Consider the following 21,819-nt stretch of genomic DNA (forward strand, 5'->3'; position numbering starts at 1 on the left):
AAAATGAAATCAAAACACCTTATCCTACTGACGATTTTCTTTCTCGTTATCAATTGCAAAAAAAAATCGAATGATGACGCCACTACTGCCCTAATCCTTGCTGCCATTTTATCCTCTTCCTCCTGTTCTTCGGGAGATTTTTTAAATGATCCCTGTGAACAATACAGTGGTGGAGAAACTACCACCTTTGACTCAACAGAGTCTGCCTTTGATTTAGAAGCCGCCAATGTGGTTGATTCAAAACGCTCCATCGACTTCCAAGATGGAAACGCTAACTTCAATCGCACCTGGCTCCCTGCTGGAAATTCTTCTGTCGCTGGACTTGGGCCTGTATTTAACAATCGCTCTTGCCAAGGTTGCCATGTTAAAGATGGAAGAGGTAGACCGCCGGCTGATGGAACAAGCCTATCTTCTATGCTCATTCGATTGAGTGCTGCCGGCACAAACCCGACTACGGGAGGCCCCGTTGCTATGACCAATTTTGGGACCCAACTGAATACTGAAGGAATTTTGGAATTCGGAACGGGAACACAAATCCCCAAAGAAGGAACTGTTACCATCACTTACACAGAAGAGGCAGGGAGTTTTCCCGATGGAGAAACTTACTCACTACGTAAGCCAAGTTATGCGATCACTTGGAATGTCGGTGGTGGTGCCACCCAAATCAATGTAGCAAATCCTGGACAACCTTATCACCCAATAAACAATGCTGCCGGCACTTACTACATTTCGCCACGAACTGCGCCTATGGTTCCAGGCCTTGGGTTACTCGAAGCCATTCCTGAATCAACCATTCGATCTTTTGCTGATGTATCAGACTCCAATGGTGACGGAGTGTCCGGAAAACCAAACCTTGTTTGGGATACAACCCAGGCAAAAGCATTTATCGGAAGGTTCGGATGGAAGGCAAACCAACCCAATTTGAATCATCAAAATGCCAGTGCCTTTCTTGGGGATATTGGACTCACCACCCCCGTTTTTCCATCGGAAAACTGTGCTACAGGACAAACTGTTTGTACGGCAAGTCCTACTGGAAATGGAACTAATCCAGAAATTTCAAGTGATCGTTTATCTCGAGTGACTTTCTATACAAGTTTAGTGAGTGTTCCCGGAAGAAGGAATTGGAAAAACGATGACGTAAAAAAAGGAAAAGAATTGTTTATAGAAATCGGTTGTTCTTCCTGCCACATTCCTAGAATTAAAACGGGAGACCATACGATTAGTGAAGTTGCCAACCAGGAAATTAGACCATATACCGACTTACTCTTACATGATATGGGAGATGGACTTAGTGACTTCCGTTCCGATTTTTTGGCAACAGGGAATGAATGGAGAACCACTCCACTTTGGGGACTTGGTCTTGTTGAACGAGTCAATGGCCACGAACTTCTGTTACATGATGGAAGGGCAAGGGGTGTCCAAGAAGCAATTCTATGGCACGGCGGCGAAGCAGAACAAATTAAAAACAAATACAAACAGTTACCGAAAGAGTCTCGGGCCAAGGTAATTAGTTTCCTAAAATCACTATGAAACCAAGTAAACTTTACACAAAATTTCTAGTTTATGGTTTCTATATACTGTTATTGAACTGCGGAAGCCCTTCGGACAATGCTTCTAAAAAAGCACAAATCCTCGGATTGGTCGATACTTATCTAAGAACATATACAACCTCAAACCTGTTATTAGATATTTCAAATAATTTAATCATCCCCAAGTATACAAACTTAGATAATAAAGTTTTGTCGTTACAGACGGCAGCTGCAACCTATACCGCAAACCCTGATGCCACCAACTTAACTTTAGTTAGGAATGCTTGGACCGAAACTTATTTAGCCTACAAACAAATTGAGTGGGCATATTTTGGGCCGGCTAACATCCCTAATAATGTCTATTTATACTTGGATAGTTTTTCCAGAGCCTTCCCTATCGACCCAACGTCCATTGAATCGAAAATCACATCAAACTTAGCACCGAATGGATTACGGGTGGATGGTTTGGACGCAGTAGAATATTTACTTTTCAAGGATAATGTCAGCACAACTAACACAGCTTTTGCTGATGTTAACCGAAGAACTTACTTAACAAAGCTCATCCAAGATATAAAAAACCAAACAGGCCTGCTAACTTTTCAATGGGATAAATCAAGAAGTTCTTCTTTCTATTTTTCCTTTACGAATGCCGGAAAAGGCAGTCGCGACTATCCCAATACGAAAGACGGGCTCACTGAAATCACAAACCAAATGGTATTTTTCTGTAACACCATTGTTGATATAAAAATTGCAGAACCTTCTGGATTACGAGCAACCAACTTAGGTGTAAAAGATATCACCAAGGTGGAAACACCTTATGCAAATTTGTCTTTGGATTCTCTTTTACAAAGCCTTCAAGGTTTTTCCGATATTGGAGAAGCGGGATTTTATAAATTTCTCGGACTTCGAAGCGAAACAGTTGTTCCAAGACTAAAAGAACAAATTCGAGTCACAACAGCATCTGTTACCTCTTTAAAATCAAAATATGGAACGTTCCAAAATGCGATTACTACTGGCAATAGTGACGTGGAACTTATGTTAACCGAATTTAAAAAACTTAGAATATTGATTAGCACAGAAGTGATCAGTTCGCTGGGTGGAACCATCGGAGTTAGTTCGAACGATGGCGATTAAACATTTATTACAACCTGTTTCTTCGCTTTCGCTTCATTTTTTTAGAATTGGATACGGATTTGCAACAACCATTCTAATCTTTAGATATTTCTATTATGGGTGGATTCATACTTATTTTATCAAACCCACATTTTTCTTCAAACATTTTGGTTGGGATTGGATTCATCCACTACCACCTATATTCACTTATCTTTTATTTGGGATTTTACTTATTACGGCATTTGGAATTTTCCTAGGATATTGTTTAAGAATCAATCTATTTGTATTTACGATTGGATTTACATGGTTTCATTTTTCAGATGCAACTATTTATTTGAATCATTATTATTTGGTCTCTCTTCTCGGTTTTTTGTTATGGTTATCACCTGTTAGCAAATCCAACTACCCAACCTTCCAATGGCGAGGTTGGATACAAAATGCAAAACCCATTCCTAAACTTTGGTTGTATGCATTTCGTTTACAAATGGGTCTTGTGTATTTTTTTGGAGGGATCGCAAAACTCCAACCAGATTGGTTATTCGAAGCACTTCCACTAAAACTTTGGTTGTATCAATCAGAAGGAAAATTCCCCCTACTAGATCCTATTCTGGGTCTTCCTGTTACTGCATTTGCTTTCTCTTGGATTGGCGTCATATTTGATTTATCAATTCCATTTTTACTGTGCACAAAAAAGTTTCGGTTTCCGGCATGGTTTGTTGTTCTTTTTTTCCATTCCTTTACATCGTTTTTGTTTCCCATTGGAATATTCCCCATTGTGATGAGCCTTTCTTCTCTGATCTTTTTTGCACCAGACTGGCCACTTTTTCTAACCAATAAAATTCTAAAAAATAAAACGAAACTTTCAAACGAAGTAATCCCAAAAACTAAAACCGTTCATTTCGGCTTCAAAGAATATCTTTTAATCACCTATCTTACGTTACAGGTCACAATTCCATTTAGACATGTATTCTATCCTGGGCAAGTGATTTGGACTGAAGAAGCTATCAAATATTCTTGGCAAGTGATGGTTGCAGACAAAGTTGGTTCAGCAGTCTTCTGGATTCAAAACAAACCCATAGACCCAAAAGAAATACTCACAGATTACCAATATAGAATGATGACCATCCAACCTGAACATATCCTTCAATTTGCGAAATACTTACAGCAAAAGGAATTTGAAAAGTCGGGAACAAAGGATGTATCTGTCTATGTTCAGTCAAATGTTTCTATCAATGGTAAACCAGCTCGCCCCTTATTCTCACCTAACGAAGATCTCACTAAGATCAATGTAAATTTCTATCCCTTAAAAGGACTCATTCGATGAATTTTCGATACTTACGCGCATTCGTTCTATTCTTTCTAATGCTCTCGGGCAGCATAGAAATCCTTTCCCAAAACAATACAGAGGAACAGGAATCAAAACCTCAAAAAAATGAAGGGATTCACGTCATAGGGAATAAAAAAGAAGACCTAAAAAAAATCCCAGGATCTGCATACATTATCGACAAAAAATACCTCGAAGAAGCTTCCCCCACAGATCCGGTGGAAGCACTCAGGAGGTCTCCCGGTGCTAGTGTTCGGTTCCAAGATGCTGCAGGTCTCACACCAAACATTGGTTTTAGGGGTGTGAGTAACGAAGAGTCGAGGAAAACTCTAATCTTAGAAGATGGAATTTTAACATCTCTCTCTCCTTATGGCCAACCGGAAAGTTACTATTCACCTTCCATTGAAAGAATGGAAAGGATTGAAATTATCAAAGGTTCTGGATCTATTTTATATGGACCCAATACAATTGGAGGGATTGTCAACTTTGTCACCAAACGTCCGCCAGCTGAATCCACCTTCTATACAAAAAACGTAGGAGGAGAAAATGGTTACCTCTCGACTTATAATTCCTATGGAAAAAGTTTTGGATCAAGCGCTTTCGAAGTATCATTATTGAGAAAACAAGGAAATGGATTTCGAAATTATCAAAACTTTGATGTTACCGAGGGCAATGTCAAATGGATTCAAGACTGGAATGAAAACCATAGCACAACGATTAAACTAGGGTATCATGTGCAAAATGCACAGTCTACTTATTTAGGTTTATCTCAAGGATTGTTTCGGTTAGATCCGAAAATCAATCCTGCTGAATTTGATGAAAAACAATTAAATAGAAACCAATCCATTATTTCTCATAATTGGAAACTATCTGAGGAACATACGCTTATCATTCGTGGATATTTTTCTCAAGCAGAAAGAAATTGGGCCCGCCAAGATTTTTTATCTGGAAAAACCGCTACAGGTGGATATCTAAATGCTCCCTTAGATACACTCCGCACCTATTCGCCAGGTATTATTGGAAATCGTCCGGGTGATACCATTTATATGCGAGATTCCTATACAAGTCGTGATCAATCCTTTATGGTGGGTGGAATAGAAACCAAACTGGAATCAAAATTTTCTACCTTTGGACTGAAACATGAAACAGACATTGGTGTTCGAATGCACGGGGAAAATAATTTAACACAAACCAATGTAAAAAAGACCGATGATCCTTTGGGTTATCTGTCCAAAGCAATCATTCAAGAAGATTCTTTGGTAAACAATCTAGTGCAACCTTCCCTTCCTAACTTCAATCTAAACAGACAAGAACGTAAGATTGAAGCCTTTGCAGCTTACTTCCAGGATCGAATCCAACTTTCAGAAAACTGGAAATTAATACCAGGTGTGCGTTATGAAGAGGTAAGACAAAAGGCCATTACAACACGAAGACAAGCAACCGCCGAAGACTACAGATTAGGTGCAGTTTTACCGAATGATGTATCCGTAAATCGCCGAAGTTCTAGTGAATCGAGAACTCATATCATTTTACCTGGACTTGGAATTACCTATGACATTACTAAAAAATTTATATGGTTTTCAGGTGCTCACAAAGGTTTTTCACCACCTACGTTTGGAACCTCATTCAGCCCGCAAGGTAATGATTACCGCCTAAAACCAGAAACATCCACAAACTATGAAACGGGAATCAGGGGTGATCTTACTTCCTATTTGTATACAGAACTTGTTGGATACAAAATGTATTTTCGAGACCAAATCATTAACGTAAATGAGGTAGGTGGAGAATATGGAATTAGACCAGCAAATACCGGTTATTCGACCCATACTGGAGGAGAATCTGTCATTGTTTGGGATCCGGCGAAAATGCAAAAGTCAGAATGGAGAGTTCCCATCGAACTAATATACTCTCGTATTGAAGCAAAAACAAGAAGTTTTAATCCATTTCCTGTGTCACAAACCAGTGACGGAAAAGAGATTGTAGATTTTTTACCAGCATATACGGTCAATAATTACCAATATTTACCTACTGATACAACAGGTAATTATCTACCTTACGTACCGAAAGAAACAATCACTACTGCAGTAAGTGTTTCATCTCCGCAAGGATACTATGGTCGATTAGAATACCAATATATTGGAAAACAATATTCAGATTTACTAAACACAAAAGACGAATCAGAAGATGGTAATAAAGGAATCATACCAAAAGTGGAACTATGGAATACCAGTTTAGGATATCGTTCCCCTGATAAATGGTCTGTGTTCATTAACGCAAAAAACATTCAGGACAAACAATATGTTTCAGGAAGACTACCAACTGGCATCCAACCTGGTCCGTTTCGTCAAATCAATGTCGGATTCACACTGGAACTATGATCTTCCAGAATACCAACAATTTTTGTTTTAGGTAAATCGAGAGAACCATACAGTATAGACGAAAATTTAGTTTCAAAATTTGAGTTTGAATCTGCTAACCCTACATATTGGCGAATAATGTCCATTTCTTGTTCGTCAACAATGACTTCACGTATCATCAAATATTCGATAAAGTCCAATCGATCAGAATCATCCGCAATAAAGAGGCCATCTCTTAGAACATCTGCTAACCGATCGACATTTCGACGACTTGGCGACTTTTCTCTTTCCTCTTTAGGGGAAAATTCCTTTAGTTTATTATTTGCATATTCCTCCCATCGGTGAATTGTCTTTAGATTATTTTCCAATTGAAACAAAAAACCGGGAACAGAATCTTTTTGATCAAACACAACCAACATCCGCAAGTATTGATACAAATTCGGATTTCGATATAACAAACGTTTGCAATGAATGGAATCAATTTTCTCAAATATACGAAGGAAAGATTCGGTATTTTGCTCCGTTGTTCCCGAAGACTCAAAATATTGCTCCCATTGTTTTGCATTCAAATTACTGAGTAAGTTTAATTGAAAAGTCACATCCTTTCCCACGAGAGGTTCGGAAAGCAATAACTCTAAACTTTTCTCTGAATTAATAATCTTGGCCCATATCGAAAAATAATAATCTGGAGTGATATTTTCTGTTTTGAGATACTTTCCAAAACCGTAATAAATAGCTTTGCAAATTAAATTCGAAGGCATGGATTGATGATTGATTAACTCTTTTAAAACATCTTCCTCTCTAAGTATCCAACAATAACTACAGAAATACTCAACTAACTCATCCACTTCAAAAAGAATTTCTAAATAGTCTTGAAGATAAGGAGCAGATAAAAGAAACTCAAAAGAATCTTTAGCATGTTGAGGGGAACTTTTTTTCCAATAATCATAAACCAATACTTGCATTTGCGATCTTCAACCCATAGAAGAAGACGAAAGAAACTATAGATTATACAAAATTGAATTTCAAATTAGCTATATAATTAGAGAAAATATAGAGATATCGAAAAAACACAAGGGCAAGTACGAAAGGAAATCTAAGAATGATTGGATTTAGAAGTATTTTCCTACACGGTCAAAATTACCAAGTGCGGACAAAATCGTTGTCTCCTCCCACACATCCAATACGGCCCCATTTCCACGCATGTAAACCAAAACATCACCTCTGTCCTGAGCCGGAAGTTTCTTTAATTCTCGTAGCACTAAAGACAAGCGATCTGGATCTCGTTTGTTCGGCGATAAATTTGCTTCCGATTTAAAATCGAATCTTTCGCCCAATCCTTGGCAGAATGTTTCCCATACATGGATGGAATCCAAAATTGATTCCAATCGAACCCGATTTTCCATTTCCTTCGGAGTTTGATCCACACTTTTTTTGATACCTGACACCATCATCATACGTAAATAATAATACAGTGTGTGACTGTTCAAAAGTATTTTACGAATTTCATTTTCGCGAAGGTTAGAGAATATTCCTAATAAAGCCTGCATTGTCATATTCTTTCCTTCTAATATATCAAAATAGGCTTCCCAAGTTTGTGGATCCAAATTTGATAAAAGATGGATCTTTAGTGTAGGATCGCGGTCCATTTCTTCAGCGAGAGACAATATCCGCAAACTCTGTGCGGAATCAAATAAAGATCTGATTTGCAAAAAATAGGCATTGGAATCGAAGTTACCCGACAAAAACTGTTTACCATACCCAAAATAAATAAACTTCATTAGAAGTTCCGGCGTTAAGTTATCGTCATTCAAAAACCGTTTAGAACCTTCTTCGGAGCGAAGAAGCCATAAATACTCGAATACCAAATCGCAAAACTCTTCTTCTGCTAACATATGGTCAGCCAAAGATTTCAGATCTGATCCTTGTTCGATAGACTGGAAGAAATCTAATAATTCATTAGGAGATGCATTTTTCCAAAATTCAGATGCCTTCCATCGCATGTTTATGTTGTATGCGGTTTGGAGGGAGTGTCAATTGAATTTTAGAAAGATTCAATTTTGATCATATTAATAAACATTCCAGTAACTACTTCGTAACAAATTGCCACAGATCTTACCATTAGTACCGGGATCGATGACTAAAATTTGATCAATTGTATGTGGAATTGTATATATCTTCCCGTTAGGTGCTAAAACTCCATCTCCCCACTTGTTTCCCCCAGAAAGGCCAGGGTTATAAGTGGTGGATGTTAGAGTGTTGGGGTCAAAAGAGATGAATTCATTGATATCCGCAGGGATTGTATATATTTTGCCATCGGCAGCTAACATACCACCACGCCATTTTGCAGTATTTACGACGGGTGATGCCCACAAATTTATCGAATCAGTATTGGGGTCAATAATCAAAAAATCTGCTGCATTGGATGGAATGGCAAAGATTTTACCGTTAGGTGCAACGACCCCGTGCCTCCACTTCCCTGATCCTGTATTTGGAGAAGGGATCACATAACTTCTTTCTGAAAAAGGGTCTAGGACAAAAATAAAATCGATATCAACTGGGAACGCATAGATCTTTCCGTTAGGTGCAAGAACACCCCCTTCCCACATATTCCCAAGTCCCAGAGGAGATGGGATGGTTCGTACTTTGTCTGTTTGTGGGTCAATCACAAGAATTTTATTAGAACTATTGGGGATTCCATAAATCAAACCATTGGATGCGAGCACCCCACCTCTCCACTTATTAACGCCAGTTTCCGGAGATGGAATCATATAACTTTGATTTGTTGTCGGATTGATTACAAGGATTTGACTAGCATCTCTTGGAATGGAATAAATTTTGCCATTCGGTGCAAGCACAGCACCTTCCCATTGTGCCAATCCGCTGACCCCTGTAGGGAAACCAGAAGCAACGTTGGTGGTTGGATCAATGACAAGAATATCGGATTGGTTATACGGTATAGAGTAGATTTTTTGATCATCGGCAAGAACTCCGCCTAACCATTTTGCCGTGCCCGTATAGGAAGGAGTAAACGTAGTGAAACTGACTCCATTAGATCCGAGTAAAGCCTGTTTACTTAGTTCCGCCGAGACATACTTCCAACGCCTAGGTTGGATGATAGCCAATGGATCCATTTCGCAAATAGACCGATTCGGTGCAATGGAACCACAATACTCTCTATCATCATCGACGAGAATCCGTGCTAAGTAAAAATCCCGAAAAGACTCCGATTTTGGATCACAACCATTTCCTAAGTTTGGAAATTTACAGGATACAATCAGACTACTAATTGAGAGTAAAGAGACAAATAAAACTGATGTAAGATAGTGTTTCAATCCGGCTTAACTCTTTCCCCGAATGAGAATAGAGAGGAACCTATAATTTGTCAAACGAAAGAAATTTACTAAAGATTGAAAACATAGAACTAAAATATATTGGGGAGATCCAATTACATTTTAGATTCGTAGCCAACGATAATTCATAAAAAAACTAGTTGCTGTTGTAGTTGAATAGAATATATTTTAAACAGAGTCAGTTCAGAAACAAACGCTTACCTATGAAAATCCAGAGTTATTTCCCCTCCCCAGAACTACTCCCTTATGTGCAAAAATATCTGATCATCGAGTCGGAGAATGGAATCGAAAACCAGATTCTACCAAACCCCCATCTTGTATTATCATTTCAACTAAGAGGGACTCTCCGTTCTTTGGAATCAAATACCCTTTATGATTTACCTCGTGCTGGCATTGCGGGTTTTAGAAAATCTGCAAGAAAAATTATCTATTCCAAAAACTCATCCGCCCTACTTGTTATCCTTACAGAGATTGGTGCTTGTGCATTTTTTAAGGAACCCATTTCAGACTTCTATGGGAAAACACTTAGCTTAGAAGGATTAATTCCTAAACTAATACTCCAAAATACCGAAGAACAACTGTTTGATTGTAAAAATAACATTGGGCGAATTTCCTTAATCGAGAATTTTTTACTACAAAATCGAAAGGAAAGAATGTTAGATCCTATCCTTCGACAAACTCTTTTTAAGATACAGAAATCAAATGGAAATATTAAAATCAAAGATTTAAAACAAGGTTTACCGATCAGCTTAGATTCCTTAGAAAAGAAATTTAAAGATTCGATAGGTACTACTTTAAAACACTACTCAAATCTTTTGAGATTACGGTCAGCGATAACGTCTTATTCGGGAAAAACTAACTTAACAGACATTGCTAACGTTGCTGGTTACTTTGACCAATCCCATTTCAACAAAGAATTTAAACTCTATACTGGCATTTCGCCAAAAGTTTATTTCCAACACCCGCAAAATTGGTAACCAGATCTCATTTTCTGATTTTTTACAATTTTAAATCTCAACTCTATTGTATCCTATCTATAAACAAACTTTAGAAATTAAAAGGATACTATGAACCAAATTCTTATCGATCGATTCAATTTACCCAAAGAATCAAAAGAAGCTTTTTTAGAACGAGTGAAAGTCAATCGTGACTTTATCAAAACCATAGATGGATTTTTAGGAGATGAAGCCTACATTTGTGAAAAAAACGGAAACATCCAATTTGTCACCGTAGCCACTTGGAAAGACCAAACCAGTTTAGAAAATGCCAAGGCATTGGTTTTTTCTGAATACCAAAAACAAGGATTTGTTATGCCTGAATTTTTGGCTCGCCATTCAATTCAGGTAGAACGGGAAATTTACGAAAGGGTTTTATAACCATAATTGAAAAATGAGGCTTTGAACGAGAGTATTGCCGGTTTCTACTCGCGCTGTCCGATAAGGTTCCGAAATTCCGATGTCTTGTATCTGCAGATAGATTGCGCAAAGATGAAAACTTTTGAAAGAAAATCGGGGGGTTTGGGAAGGTTCTTGTTTGAGTTAGGAAATTGTGGTATAGGGGATTTTCGCAACTGCCCACGAGCCACACCCCTCCACCCAAACTCGGGCGGGGGTTTGTGAATTCACGCCCAAATTATGTCTCCTTCGCGATTTCTTTTCATGCCCTAACCACTTCCCTCCACCCTAACATCCCCGATGCGAGGTTTAAAAGTGCCAATGGTTGTTTCAGCTTCTGGCCAACTTTTACAATATACAACATAGAGAGACAACAATCTCAAGTGAAAGGTAATTGGTTTCCTTGATAAAAGGAGGTGAGACTTTCTGAAATACAAATCCCTATAATATTTTCATACGGAAAATATTATGTGACTTCACCCTCTTTAGGACAAGTCGGGACGAGTTCCCAAACTCAGAATGGTGAATCTAATTTAGTTTTTGATTCATAAAAAATTTTAGTTAATATGGGGGTCTTAGCTATTCAGGGTTATGATCGCAAAGCGACCGCTACCGCAAACCTACTATCTCTCTCGAGATTTTCCTATTTGGTATGCGTTACACCCGACCTTAACGACGGAAAGCTCTGATTAAAATCCTTCAGTAATCTCAGAATGAATTTCTTTGGAGATTGGTTGAATTAGGCTTTGTCTCTCTTGTTATCGAAAAAAATAAATAAGTAAAAAGGATACTCCTTCTTTAGGAAAAGAGAACCATAAGTCTTCCATGTTTATTATGGAAAGATAAATGTCGAAGAAAACGAGTCAACTTATCGAATCGCGAAAAATTTAGTCGCCTTTAAGCCAACAGACTCCCTATCATGGGCAATCTGTCGCGAATTGGGAACTTCAGGTTTGGATTTGGGACTTGGACGAAAGGTGAAAGGCTTTCCTAAGTGGCGAACCTTTGGAAAACTTTTGCCAAAATCCTCCACGATGAGCCAGAAAAAGTATGTTCACAAAGAAAAATTGGCTCCACGCATTACCGATCTCAAGAAAATCATTCAGGCCACAGTTTTTTAATTATGAATAGCGAACAGGGCATAGATCTCACTTTACTCCTTTGGAACAGCGCAATTACCATTCTAGCTGTAGCTCTTGTTTGCTACCTGGCAAGTTTTCGCCAAACCATTCTTTTTATGCTAACGATGGTCTTTGCAATGTTAGCTGGTATTCAATTTACCTGTGATCCACACCATGATCCTATTGAAATCATGGGTTTTATCAAGCTCATGCTTCTACTGCCTCTTGGCTTGGGAGCCGTGCTTGCCTTTTCTAGTTTTTCTGAAGATAGACAGCAAAGGTTCCTGCTTTGGTTTTCCCATTATATCAACTTTGCTGTGGTGGCTAATATCTTTGTAATGGTTTTTACTCCCGGTGGCGACACCTATCGCGGGCTTCTGAGCCGCATTGTATGTCTTACTCTCCTCGTCTGGTTGCTTCAGGAAATGGCAAAAGAACGTTTTCAGACAACCCTATTTGATCGCAGATTTTTTATCTTTAGATCCTCACCATTACAATGGGTCTATTGTCACGCTGCTTATCGTCTTGCACTCCTATCGCTGCCAACCTTTGATAGTTTACAATACCTGCTCCTTGAACCTATGAGTCTTTTCATCATGTTTGTCCTCTATCGCTTGCACAAAAAGCGCTACGTTCTCAACTATTATTTTGGTTTTGCAGACACACTCGTAGTCACAACTCTGACGGTGCTTGCACGGTATCCGGTTCTTCCCCCGTTCGAACTCAAAGGACCCTATCTCAGCAATCTAACACAAAATCAATGGGACATGGTTTTTATACCCATTCAGCTTATCGTAATCAGTTTTGCATTACGGGCTATGTTCAAAAATCTCCATACTCCAAAAACATCCATTGAGTAAGCGAGGTTTGCAAGTTAACAGTGATTTTGGGCGAGTCCCCAAAAATTTAGTTTGTATCAAAGACTTCATTTATTGCTAAACAGCAATTCAACTCATAATTTGGGGTCGGGCTATCCAGGGCTTCGGTCGCATAGCGACCGCTAACGCGCCATTACTATCCCTCTCGCGTACAATTTGTCTTATCCAAAGACTTCCCAGGAGAGAACAGCGATTCGCTGTTTATCAATTACAAAACAACTACCTCATAGACTAAAATTGCTTTTGATTTCCCTTTTACGATCACTCGATCAATTTCTCGAACCTCAAAACCATCTTGACTTGTATATTTACCTTCAATTTGTCCGAATGTGGTCTCTGATATGAGAATAGAACACCCGTAATGTTTTGTCAATCCTTCGATTCGAGAAGCTAAATTCACATTGTCACCTATCACAGTATAATCCAATCGTCGATCAGAACCGATATTTCCAACGATCGCATCCCCCGTGTGGATTCCAATGCCAACTTGTAAATTGTCTTTAGTGAGATCCATCTTTTGATTTAGTTTGGACAGTTCACGAATCATTTCCACGGCTGTTTTCACTGCACGAAGCGCATCATCATCATTTTTGAAAGGAGCACCAAATACAGTCATAATTGCATCACCGATAAATTTATCAATGGTCCCATTAAATTTAAAAATCACATCTGTCATTCGAGATAAATATTCGTTTAAAAATTGAACTACTTCTTCTGCAGACCTTAGTTCTGAAAATTTAGTAAAGGATCGTATATCAGAAAAAAGAATGGTCACTTCCTTATTTTCTCCACCTGGTTCTAGCTGAACTTTATTTTTGTAAAACTCACTCACTAGTTGCGATGGAAGGTATCTTTCCATCATTTGTTTTGCATTGGCCTCTTTCACCATTTCGATATTCGAAACAGTTGTCACATAACCGACTCCAAGGATCATTCCGAGTCCAATCATCATTGGAACAATATCGAATGGATAGCCTTCCCCTAACCCGATTGAGATGACCAGAAAATAAACAAAAGCCAAAAAAGCTCCATAAATTGTGCCTGCCTTTGAATGTCTCAATAAGTTGAACTGGTAAATAAAAATTGCACTAGTCATCGCAATAAAGTAGATTAGACCATTTTCCTTTTGGATTGTCGGATCTAAAAAGATCATAAGCCCTATAATAAAATAATCCAAGGTTATTGTGAAAAATTTTAAGTACGGTTGATAAGGAAAAAAATTTACGATAAACAGTACGATACTAGCAAACAAGAGAAATATAAAATCTAATGTTAATGTGATGAAACTTGGAGTTACAATTGTATAACTGATCAAACCAAAATATGATAAAAAATCCATGCTGGATGTGAGTGAAAATAATACAAATCGAACAAGTGCCACTGTTTTTTCGTTTTTCATCTCTCTGGAAATCAGAATCTCTTCAACTAATGATTGTTTCATTTATTTCTCCACCTCGGTAAGTATCAAAAATTCTAACCCTGTGTCTGTTCCGAATTTTTATTTTTTCCAAATCGAATTCCGCATCCCAAAAAAAATCCCATTCGAATCTCGGCTGATTCCATAATTCTCACAGCTTCTATCAATACCAATGATCATTGGTTCTACTTTTTTCGCTCACTAGAATCCTATCCGCAGCCAAACCACGAACATTTTGGGAATAAATTTTCGGGAATTGGAAAGTTTGTTTTGGAAGGAGTGGATTTGTGTTAGAGGGAAATTTGCCACCTTCCCACGAGCCACACCCCTCCACCCTAACTCGGGCGGGGGTTTGTAGATTCGCGTTTTGATTATGTCTCATATTTTGTGATTTTTCGTGTAAAATACAATCGCCGTTAAGCAGACTGAATTCCCATTATGAGTATTTCGTGGGAGATTCCGGGCCTTACTTCTATATATGGGGATCTGATCCTGGAAACCCCTTAGATAATTCCTATGTGGTAAAAGGAAGGTGAAAGCCCATCCTTTTACGAAATGGGTAAATTATGCAGATACGACATACTGAAAGACGATTCTATTTTATCTTTCAAAAAAAGAAAAGATCGTTTCTTTAAATTTCGGTTTTAAAAATCACTCGCTTCACAATCAGTTTATGGTTATTCGCAACTAGCAGTCATCACTCTAATTGAAGCTGTAGTGTGTCCGATGAAACAGCTGCAATAGTTTGCACTTGCCGGAGTTCGTCGGTTCCAATTGAGTGTTTCATTTTGACAACTTAAGTCCTCACCTTCGATCATGGCAGAAGCCAAAGCCCCCAGCATAACCAAAGAAATAGAATCATTGTTATCCGACTTGGGATTGCAAGTAGCTGCGGAATAAATCAGCATACTTGATAAAAGAACATAGCGAAGATTTTTTTCATCTTAGACAACCCTATATAAAGGTAACGCTCCCAGTTTGAATATTCTAATTAATGTCAAATCCCAATTTCGCAATTAACAATAATTAGTAAATAATGAGGGAATAAAGTGTTTCACTACTACATTGATTATTTTGAATATTTTGTATAAGACTTTGCTACAGATGGATCCAAATGATTCGAACTCCGCTTCTGACCGCCAACAAACCTCAACAGTAAAATTTGTCTGATAGATACAATAGAATCTCATTTAAGTCGACTGGTTTCCTAAAATATGTTTTGTGTTGCGAATATCGGAAATCTTTTCTGAATTTAGTGTCTCTACCATGTTAAAATTCTTTTCAGTTTCCTAAGTGGTTCATTTTATCGTTAGTTACAGATGAATGAAGTAAACAAAATCCGTTATAACCCAAATGGTATAAATGGCCACTATGAAAGTTATTTTGTAAGGGCAAACCATTCGATCGGGAAAAAGGCGTTTTGGATTCGATATACAATCTTTTCTCCGAAAGGGGATGCTACAAAAGCAATCGCTGAACTTTGGGTAATATGGTTTGATGGGATCACTCAAAAACATGTTGCGGTAAAGAAGGAAATTCCCTTTTCAAAAGCGCATTTTTCGAAGGATGAATTGAATGTTTCTATTGACGATTCCATCTTAACGGAGACAGCTTTAAGCGGTGTTGTTGAAACTGCTACTGGAAAAATTAAATGGAATTTGAATTACAGTGGAGGTGAAAAACCATTACTAGTTTTTCCTGAAAATTTGTATCAAACCCCTCTACCAAAAGCAAAACTATTAGTTGGAAAACCTTTGGCTGTGTTTACGGGAACAGTAGAAGTAAACAATGAAGTTTTTGAAATTAACAATTGGATTGGAAGTCAGAATCATAATTGGGGTGTAAAACATACTGATCATTATGCCTGGGGACAGGTTGCCGGGTTTGATAATTCTCCTGAAAGTTTTTTAGAGGTTGCTACAGCGAGATTAAAGTTTGGCCCAATTTGGACTCCATTTATGACTGTTATAGTGCTTAGACATAAAGGACATGAGTTTAAATTAAATGGTATTTCGCAAGCATTGAAAGCAAAAGCAGATTTCGACTATTTTAATTGGCATTTCAATTCATCAACAAAGGATATTGAGATCACCGGTTGGATAAAGGCAAATGAAAATGATTTTGTTGGTTTAAAATATTACAATCCACCGGGAGGAATTAAGAATTGTTTGAACTCGAAAATCGCTACATGCAATATCAAAGTGAAGTTCAAAAACTCGGATGGTAAAATAATTGAAGATATGTTGACTACATCCTCACGTGCCGCTTTTGAAATTTTAACGGATGATACGAATCATGGAATTCCTTTAGTTGTCTAGTTTCACTCTAATATCAGGGAATCTTCCCTGATAAAGAGTCTATACCGTGCAAAGGAGTGTTCCCTTTATAAAAAGAGGTGATCCAACAGCAAATACCAATACTCCAATGGAAAAATGAATCCCTTCTAAATTGTAGAAAAATGGATCGAGCATAAACCTTCTCAATCCTTAAAAAAAATCAAGAAAATTTCACTTCCATGATAGCAGAAGTAAGAAAAAACTTGCTAGCCTTGATTAGTTTGATTAAATTTCCTAACGAATGTTAGTAATCTTTTATCTTAGAATGAGTGTCTTAGGAAATCTAATGGGAAAAAGACAATTTTTGTTTCGTTCATTTTTGACCAAAAAGTGCGTACTGATTTTGTTACTCATCAGTTATGGAAGCTGCAGGCAATTAACATTGAATAACCCCTGTGATCAAAAATCGAAAAGTTATGCAGAGACCTTGTTATTAGCAACCCTATCGGAAACTCCCATTCCCTTCTGCGGGTTCCGTGTCAGTAGTGCACCAAAACTCTGGGAAGCCCAAGCTTATCTCAAAGCATCCAATGCAGAGGCAAATGATTTTTTTGGGTTCTCAGTCGCCATCTCAAGAGATACCATCGTGGTCGGGGCTTCTGGAGAAGCAAGTAACCAAACTACCATTTCTAATGGACCAACGGCAAGTGGAGATAACTCAGCGCTCCGGTCAGGTGCAGTCTATGTATTTCAAAGATCTGGTAATTCATGGACACAAGAAGCATACTTGAAAGCTTCCAATGCAGAAGTTGACGATCGATTCGGGATTTCTGTTGCGATCGATGGAGACACGATTGCGGTCGGGGCAAATGAAGAAGATAGCAACCAAACAACGATCACAAATGGACTTCCCGCGAGTAACGACAATAATGCTTCGAATTCTGGCGCTGTATATGTCTTTCAAAGGACAGGTTCCACTTGGGTAGAACAGGCCTATATCAAACCTCCGAATACGGGTGTAGACGATCAATTTGGAGTATCGATTTCTATCTCTGGAGATACCATTGCAGTTGGTTCTTTTCTGGAGGATAGCATCCAAACAACAATTACAAATGGACCAACGGCAACTGGAGATGACTCAGCAACCCAATCTGGTGCCGCCTATGTCTTCCAAAGGTCTGGCTCAACTTGGTCACAACAAGCCTACCTCAAAGCTTCCAATGCACAATCAGACGACCGATTTGGTGTAACGGTTTCTATCTCTGGAGACACAATCGTAGTAGGTGCCAATTTAGAGGATAGCAACCAAACAACGATTACAAATGGAGCCACTGCTAGTTCAGACAACTCAGCAACCCAATCGGGAGCCGCCTACGTCTTCCAGAGGACAGGTTCCACTTGGGTAGAACAAGCTTACTTAAAGCCACCCAATGCAGAAGCAAACGATCAATTCGGTCAGCGTGTCGCCATCTCAAAGGATACAATTGTAGTCGGGTCATTTTCTGAATCAAGTAACCAAACAACGATTTCCAATGGACAAACAGCAAGTACGAATAACTCAGCTGCCCTATCTGGCGCTGCTTATGTTTTCCAAAGAATCGGTTCTACATGGACACACCAAGCCTACCTCAAGGCTCCCAACACAGAGGCAGATGATCGTTTTGGTATCTCACTTGCGATTGAGGGTGATACAATTTTGGTCGGAGCCATTTTTGAAGATAGTAACCAGACAACGGTTACGAATGGACAAACTGCGAGCGAGGATAACTCTATCACCAATGCGGGTGCTGTTTATGTTTTCCAACGATCTGGATCCAACTGGTTCCACCGAGCCTATATCAAACCACCGAATCCAGATCTAGACGATCGGTTTGGCAATGCTGTTGCCATTTCTGGCGATACCATGATTGTGTCAGCGAACCAAGAGGACAGCAATCAAAACACAATCACAAATGGACCTACTGCAAGCACAAATAACTTAGCTACTAATTCCGGTGCAGGCTATGTTTTTATTAGAAAATAAATGAAACAACTAATTCCCTACCAAAAAGAAATCCTTCTAGTCTCGATGACAACTTTTGTCTTAAGTTTTGTGTATCTCATTTTTCTTCGTCCAATCTCAAACGGAAACGAGTACACACAAATAACCAATGAAGTGGATAAACGAGGACTCTCTCCTTACCACAAACGAGAAGTGAACTTAACCATTACAAAACACAAACGACAGATTCAAATCTGTTATAATTTATATCTAGAAACAAAACCAAAAATCGAGGAAGGCAAAGCCCAATTCGATTGGCAGATCGAACCAGATGGTGACGCAACAAAAGTAGAGCTCATCCAATCCGATTTTACATCAGAATTACTATTGAATTGTATCCAAAAAGAAATCAGTTCGTGGGAATTTCCTCCCCCACCTGACAGATCTCGTAACACCTACGCAGAATATACATTTAACTTTAAAAAGGGAGTTTCTATTCAAAAATAATGAGATGTCGCTCCAAAGATGATCAAGATAGTAATGATAAAGCTATATTTAACAATCGATAACTTACTTTTACCACATTCAATCGTTTCCATTAGAATTCTCTTTTCATCTCTGGAATTCCAAAAACATTTACATGTTTAATAAGAATCTAAACTAAGTTTTTATAGAATCATAGTGAATGAAGACAACACATTTGTAAGCGAAGGCATTCTAAAACAAATAGCTTATACGCTTTCGGAAAACTTAGTTCCCCTAATGTAGGAGCGAACTTGTTGTAAATAAAATCAGCGATTTAGGAAAGTTTGTTTTGGAAGGAGTGATTTGTGTTAGGGGAAAAAGGTGGCAACTGCCCACGAGCCACTCCCCACATGGCCTAACTCGGGTGGGGGGTTTATGGATTCGCAGTTGGATTATGTGACATTCTAACCCTGCCTAAGAAAACACATTTGATGGACCACAAGGTAAAATATAGTCCCCTTAAAGCCTGTTAGCTTCCTACATAGGGCACCGAGTCGCAAAGACTGGGAAGGGTGCAGTTTTTATGGACTTGATCCTGGAAAATCCCTCACCATAGTCCTATGTGGTAAAGTAAAATACATTGTAGTTTAAGGAAACATTCAGCCGAGCCAATTCCATCTTCGTAAATTTACTATGATAGGATCAAATTTCTCAATGCCCTCCTCCTCCGTGACCACCTCCACTGGAACCACCGCTACTCCCGCCACTTCCACCTGATGAGGAATGCCCTCCTCCTCCCGACGAGGAATGGCCACCACCTCCAGAACGACTACCTGACCGATTGGAGGAAGTTGAGCGGGATGAGGTAAAATGATTTTTCGAATCACAACTGGAGTAACAACCCATATAAAGGACAGGACAGGTAAGATTCACTTGATTGGTATTTGTAGAGGAACTTTGCATAGTGATAATATAACAAAGTGCTTGGTTAGCAACACACTTTTGCCTACAACTATCGATCGAATGATTGGAAAATGTATTGGAACATCTAACAAACAACAACAAAAACAAACATGAAATGAATAAACTCGGAGAAAAATGGAGAATCTTCATTTAGCACCTTTCTCCATCAACAACCTAACAATCTCTTCCCTTTCGGAAAAGAGAATTTCAGACAAGGCAGTGTGACCTTCATTCGTGACTAAATTAGGATTTGCTCCTGCATCGAGTAATATCTTAACTATTCTCGGATAACGATTATAAGATGCCATCATTAGGGCAGTATGTCCATTTCTGGTTTTTGCATTTAATTCGACTTTCATGAAAACTAATAGTGATGCAATTTCAGTGTGACCTTCTTTAGAAGCAATCATAAGAGGTGTTAGCCTTTCAAATGTGTCTTCAGGTCTATTAATATCGTATCCTAAATTTATTAGTTGTCTGACTCTTTCCGTATTACCTATTGCAACCTGGTAATAAAGATTGTGAAATCGATCTTCTGATCTCGTTTGAACATTCGCACATTGAATGGTCAATAGGAGAAAACTGAATACAAGGTAAACTGTTCGTTTCATGATTGTATTTTCGCATGACACAAACCGTTTCAAAATAGTGGATTTCCGCAAATGTGGGAAACTACTAAGTGTAATATGGAATCATAGAGATATTTTCGTTTACTTTTATTAATACAGAACTATCCGAAAATAATTTATGCAAACAGAAGTATGATAGAAGGAAAAACAGAATCTAAAAATTCATTCCATTTTTTTATTAAATCATCTACTGCATACTACAGTTACAACATGATAGAGACCTGACCAACTGAACTGGTTAACCATTCCAAATAAAATATAGTCGCCTTTAAACTAGCGCTTATTCTGTGCATTGTGTCGCAAAGACTCGGCATGGATTCTATCTTTGTAGGGTCATCACCGTGCAAGATGGCAAAAAGGTGAAAAGATCTAGAATAAAATTTCCAAAGCGATCAAGGTTCTTTTCAAAAACGATAGGTTGTGGTATAGAGATTTCCGCCACCTTCCCACGAGCCACACCCCTCCACCCTAACTCGGGCGGGGGTTTGTAGATTCACTCATGCATTATGTCACTGACTCTAAGCCAAATCAATCGAAGGATGGTTCCTTAATCGGACACCGAAGGCTGAAACCTTTCCGCTTGTCGAAGCGTGACCCCATATAAAAACCCCGCTTGTTTTAGCGAGGTTTGTGAGTGAACAATGGTATTGGTCTTTGACTAACTTTTACAAAATTCTACGTAGCGAGACAACAATTCTAACGAAAGGCGCGATTTCCTTTATCAAAAGATTCTTTATTTTAGTGTTAATTTGGGGTCGGGCTATCCAGGGCTTCGGTCGCCAACCGCGACCGCTAATGCGCCCCTTCTATCCCTCTCGCTGGAAACTTAAGACCCTCACGTTCCAAAGTTAAGCTACCTCTAGTAAAGCGAAACAGATCAAATGAAATTTTATCGAAGTTTTTCGTTCATTTTTTTTGAAATTCCTCTTATCTTTTACCTTCCTATTCAGAGAGCCTAACATCTCTCCGAGGTTTTCTATTTTCATTTCTTCAAAAACAATAAAACATTCTTATTCACC

At 38.5% G+C, this 21,819-nt stretch carries 16 protein-coding genes; 10 read left to right on the forward strand and 6 right to left on the reverse strand.

Annotated features, from left to right (window positions below; genetic code table 11):
* Positions 1-3 precede the first annotated feature (3 nt).
* From LEP1GSC195_RS08335 to LEP1GSC195_RS08350, 4 genes are read left to right on the forward strand one after another with little or no spacing between them, the layout of a single operon-like run.
* Positions 4-1,530 (forward strand): di-heme oxidoreductase family protein, encoded by a 1,527-nt coding sequence (locus LEP1GSC195_RS08335; RefSeq protein ID WP_015681774.1) that lies wholly within the window; start codon positions 4-6, stop codon positions 1,528-1,530.
* Positions 1,527-2,663 carry an imelysin family protein gene (locus tag LEP1GSC195_RS08340; RefSeq protein WP_040506571.1) on the forward strand — a complete coding sequence of 379 codons (1,137 nt, stop codon included), beginning with the start codon at positions 1,527-1,529 and terminating at the stop codon, positions 2,661-2,663. Before LEP1GSC195_RS08335 ends, LEP1GSC195_RS08340 begins: the two co-directional genes overlap by 4 nt.
* Positions 2,653-3,966: an HTTM domain-containing protein gene (locus tag LEP1GSC195_RS08345; protein ID WP_015680516.1), complete on the forward strand. Its 1,314-nt coding sequence runs from the start codon at positions 2,653-2,655 to the stop codon at positions 3,964-3,966. Before LEP1GSC195_RS08340 ends, LEP1GSC195_RS08345 begins: the two co-directional genes overlap by 11 nt.
* On the forward strand, positions 3,963-6,344 hold the full coding sequence (locus LEP1GSC195_RS08350) for a TonB-dependent receptor family protein (protein WP_015682046.1): 2,382 nt from the start codon (positions 3,963-3,965) through the stop codon (positions 6,342-6,344). Before LEP1GSC195_RS08345 ends, LEP1GSC195_RS08350 begins: the two co-directional genes overlap by 4 nt.
* On the opposite strand, the gene LEP1GSC195_RS08355 is transcribed toward LEP1GSC195_RS08350, so the two are convergent.
* The 3 genes from LEP1GSC195_RS08355 to LEP1GSC195_RS08365 form a co-directional block, all read right to left on the reverse strand.
* Positions 6,311-7,288 (reverse strand): LBF_1199 family protein, encoded by a 978-nt coding sequence (locus LEP1GSC195_RS08355; protein ID WP_015682292.1) that lies wholly within the window; start codon positions 7,286-7,288, stop codon positions 6,311-6,313. The genes LEP1GSC195_RS08350 and LEP1GSC195_RS08355 overlap by 34 nt on opposite strands.
* A 147-nt stretch (positions 7,289-7,435) precedes the next feature.
* Positions 7,436-8,326 (reverse strand): LBF_1199 family protein, encoded by an 891-nt coding sequence (locus LEP1GSC195_RS08360; protein WP_015681200.1) that lies wholly within the window; start codon positions 8,324-8,326, stop codon positions 7,436-7,438.
* Positions 8,327-8,392: 66 nt separating this feature from the next.
* Positions 8,393-9,658, reverse strand: a complete 1,266-nt coding sequence (locus LEP1GSC195_RS08365) for an NHL repeat-containing protein (RefSeq protein ID WP_015682166.1) — start codon at positions 9,656-9,658, stop codon at positions 8,393-8,395.
* Positions 9,659-9,879: 221 nt separating this feature from the next.
* On the opposite strand from LEP1GSC195_RS08365, the gene LEP1GSC195_RS08370 reads away from it, so the two are divergent.
* The 3 genes from LEP1GSC195_RS08370 (at position 9,880) to LEP1GSC195_RS08380 (ending at position 13,051) form a co-directional block, all read left to right on the forward strand.
* Complete coding sequence (locus tag LEP1GSC195_RS08370; RefSeq protein ID WP_015682712.1) at positions 9,880-10,653, forward strand: helix-turn-helix transcriptional regulator; 774 nt, start codon at positions 9,880-9,882, stop codon at positions 10,651-10,653.
* A gap of 90 nt (positions 10,654-10,743) precedes the next feature.
* Complete coding sequence (locus LEP1GSC195_RS08375) at positions 10,744-11,052, forward strand: antibiotic biosynthesis monooxygenase family protein (protein ID WP_015680905.1); 309 nt, start codon at positions 10,744-10,746, stop codon at positions 11,050-11,052.
* A gap of 1,012 nt (positions 11,053-12,064) precedes the next feature.
* Positions 12,065-13,051, forward strand: coding sequence for a hypothetical protein (locus LEP1GSC195_RS08380; RefSeq protein WP_232227739.1), 987 nt, complete (start codon positions 12,065-12,067; stop codon positions 13,049-13,051).
* Positions 13,052-13,277: 226 nt separating this feature from the next.
* Here the strand turns inward: LEP1GSC195_RS08380 and LEP1GSC195_RS08385 are convergent, their stop codons facing one another.
* Positions 13,278-14,510 (reverse strand): adenylate/guanylate cyclase domain-containing protein, encoded by a 1,233-nt coding sequence (locus LEP1GSC195_RS08385; RefSeq protein WP_015682727.1) that lies wholly within the window; start codon positions 14,508-14,510, stop codon positions 13,278-13,280.
* A gap of 1,295 nt (positions 14,511-15,805) precedes the next feature.
* On the opposite strand from LEP1GSC195_RS08385, the gene LEP1GSC195_RS08390 reads away from it, so the two are divergent.
* The 3 genes from LEP1GSC195_RS08390 (at position 15,806) to LEP1GSC195_RS08400 (ending at position 19,250) form a co-directional block, all read left to right on the forward strand.
* Positions 15,806-16,804 (forward strand): tocopherol cyclase family protein, encoded by a 999-nt coding sequence (locus LEP1GSC195_RS08390; RefSeq protein ID WP_015681768.1) that lies wholly within the window; start codon positions 15,806-15,808, stop codon positions 16,802-16,804.
* Positions 16,805-17,108: 304 nt separating this feature from the next.
* Positions 17,109-18,785, forward strand: coding sequence for an FG-GAP repeat protein (locus LEP1GSC195_RS08395; protein WP_015681647.1), 1,677 nt, complete (start codon positions 17,109-17,111; stop codon positions 18,783-18,785).
* Entirely contained in the window at positions 18,786-19,250 is a 465-nt protein-coding gene (locus tag LEP1GSC195_RS08400) for an AgmX/PglI C-terminal domain-containing protein (protein ID WP_015682312.1), read from the forward strand. It abuts the gene before it with no gap.
* Between the two features lie 669 nt (positions 19,251-19,919).
* Here the strand turns inward: LEP1GSC195_RS08400 and LEP1GSC195_RS08405 are convergent.
* Together LEP1GSC195_RS08405 and LEP1GSC195_RS08410 are read right to left on the reverse strand one after the other, a co-directional pair.
* Positions 19,920-20,321: a hypothetical protein gene (locus LEP1GSC195_RS08405; RefSeq protein WP_040506573.1), complete on the reverse strand. Its 402-nt coding sequence runs from the start codon at positions 20,319-20,321 to the stop codon at positions 19,920-19,922.
* Complete coding sequence (locus LEP1GSC195_RS08410; RefSeq protein ID WP_040506575.1) at positions 20,318-20,782, reverse strand: ankyrin repeat domain-containing protein; 465 nt, start codon at positions 20,780-20,782, stop codon at positions 20,318-20,320. Before LEP1GSC195_RS08410 ends, LEP1GSC195_RS08405 begins: the two co-directional genes overlap by 4 nt.
* Positions 20,783-21,819 lie beyond the last annotated feature (1,037 nt).

Source organism: Leptospira wolbachii serovar Codice str. CDC, from assembly GCF_000332515.2.
In the GTDB taxonomy this organism is placed as follows: domain Bacteria; phylum Spirochaetota; class Leptospiria; order Leptospirales; family Leptospiraceae; genus Leptospira_A; species Leptospira_A wolbachii.

Excerpts from the sequence above, each read along its gene's own strand:
- LEP1GSC195_RS08335 (WP_015681774.1), top strand. The coding sequence starts at position 4 with ATGAAATCAAAACACCTTATCCTACTGACGATTTTCTTTCTCGTTATC.
- LEP1GSC195_RS08340 (WP_040506571.1), top strand. The coding sequence starts at position 1,527 with ATGAAACCAAGTAAACTTTACACAAAATTTCTAGTTTATGGTTTCTAT.
- LEP1GSC195_RS08345 (WP_015680516.1), top strand. The coding sequence starts at position 2,653 with ATGGCGATTAAACATTTATTACAACCTGTTTCTTCGCTTTCGCTTCAT.
- LEP1GSC195_RS08350 (WP_015682046.1), top strand. The coding sequence starts at position 3,963 with ATGAATTTTCGATACTTACGCGCATTCGTTCTATTCTTTCTAATGCTC.
- LEP1GSC195_RS08355 (WP_015682292.1), bottom strand. The coding sequence starts at position 7,288 with ATGCAAGTATTGGTTTATGATTATTGGAAAAAAAGTTCCCCTCAACAT.
- LEP1GSC195_RS08360 (WP_015681200.1), bottom strand. The coding sequence starts at position 8,326 with ATGCGATGGAAGGCATCTGAATTTTGGAAAAATGCATCTCCTAATGAA.
- LEP1GSC195_RS08370 (WP_015682712.1), top strand. The coding sequence starts at position 9,880 with ATGAAAATCCAGAGTTATTTCCCCTCCCCAGAACTACTCCCTTATGTG.
- LEP1GSC195_RS08375 (WP_015680905.1), top strand. The coding sequence starts at position 10,744 with ATGAACCAAATTCTTATCGATCGATTCAATTTACCCAAAGAATCAAAA.
- LEP1GSC195_RS08385 (WP_015682727.1), bottom strand. The coding sequence starts at position 14,510 with ATGAAACAATCATTAGTTGAAGAGATTCTGATTTCCAGAGAGATGAAA.
- LEP1GSC195_RS08390 (WP_015681768.1), top strand. The coding sequence starts at position 15,806 with ATGAATGAAGTAAACAAAATCCGTTATAACCCAAATGGTATAAATGGC.
- LEP1GSC195_RS08395 (WP_015681647.1), top strand. The coding sequence starts at position 17,109 with ATGGGAAAAAGACAATTTTTGTTTCGTTCATTTTTGACCAAAAAGTGC.
- LEP1GSC195_RS08400 (WP_015682312.1), top strand. The coding sequence starts at position 18,786 with ATGAAACAACTAATTCCCTACCAAAAAGAAATCCTTCTAGTCTCGATG.
- LEP1GSC195_RS08405 (WP_040506573.1), bottom strand. The coding sequence starts at position 20,321 with ATGAAGATTCTCCATTTTTCTCCGAGTTTATTCATTTCATGTTTGTTT.
- LEP1GSC195_RS08410 (WP_040506575.1), bottom strand. The coding sequence starts at position 20,782 with ATGAAACGAACAGTTTACCTTGTATTCAGTTTTCTCCTATTGACCATT.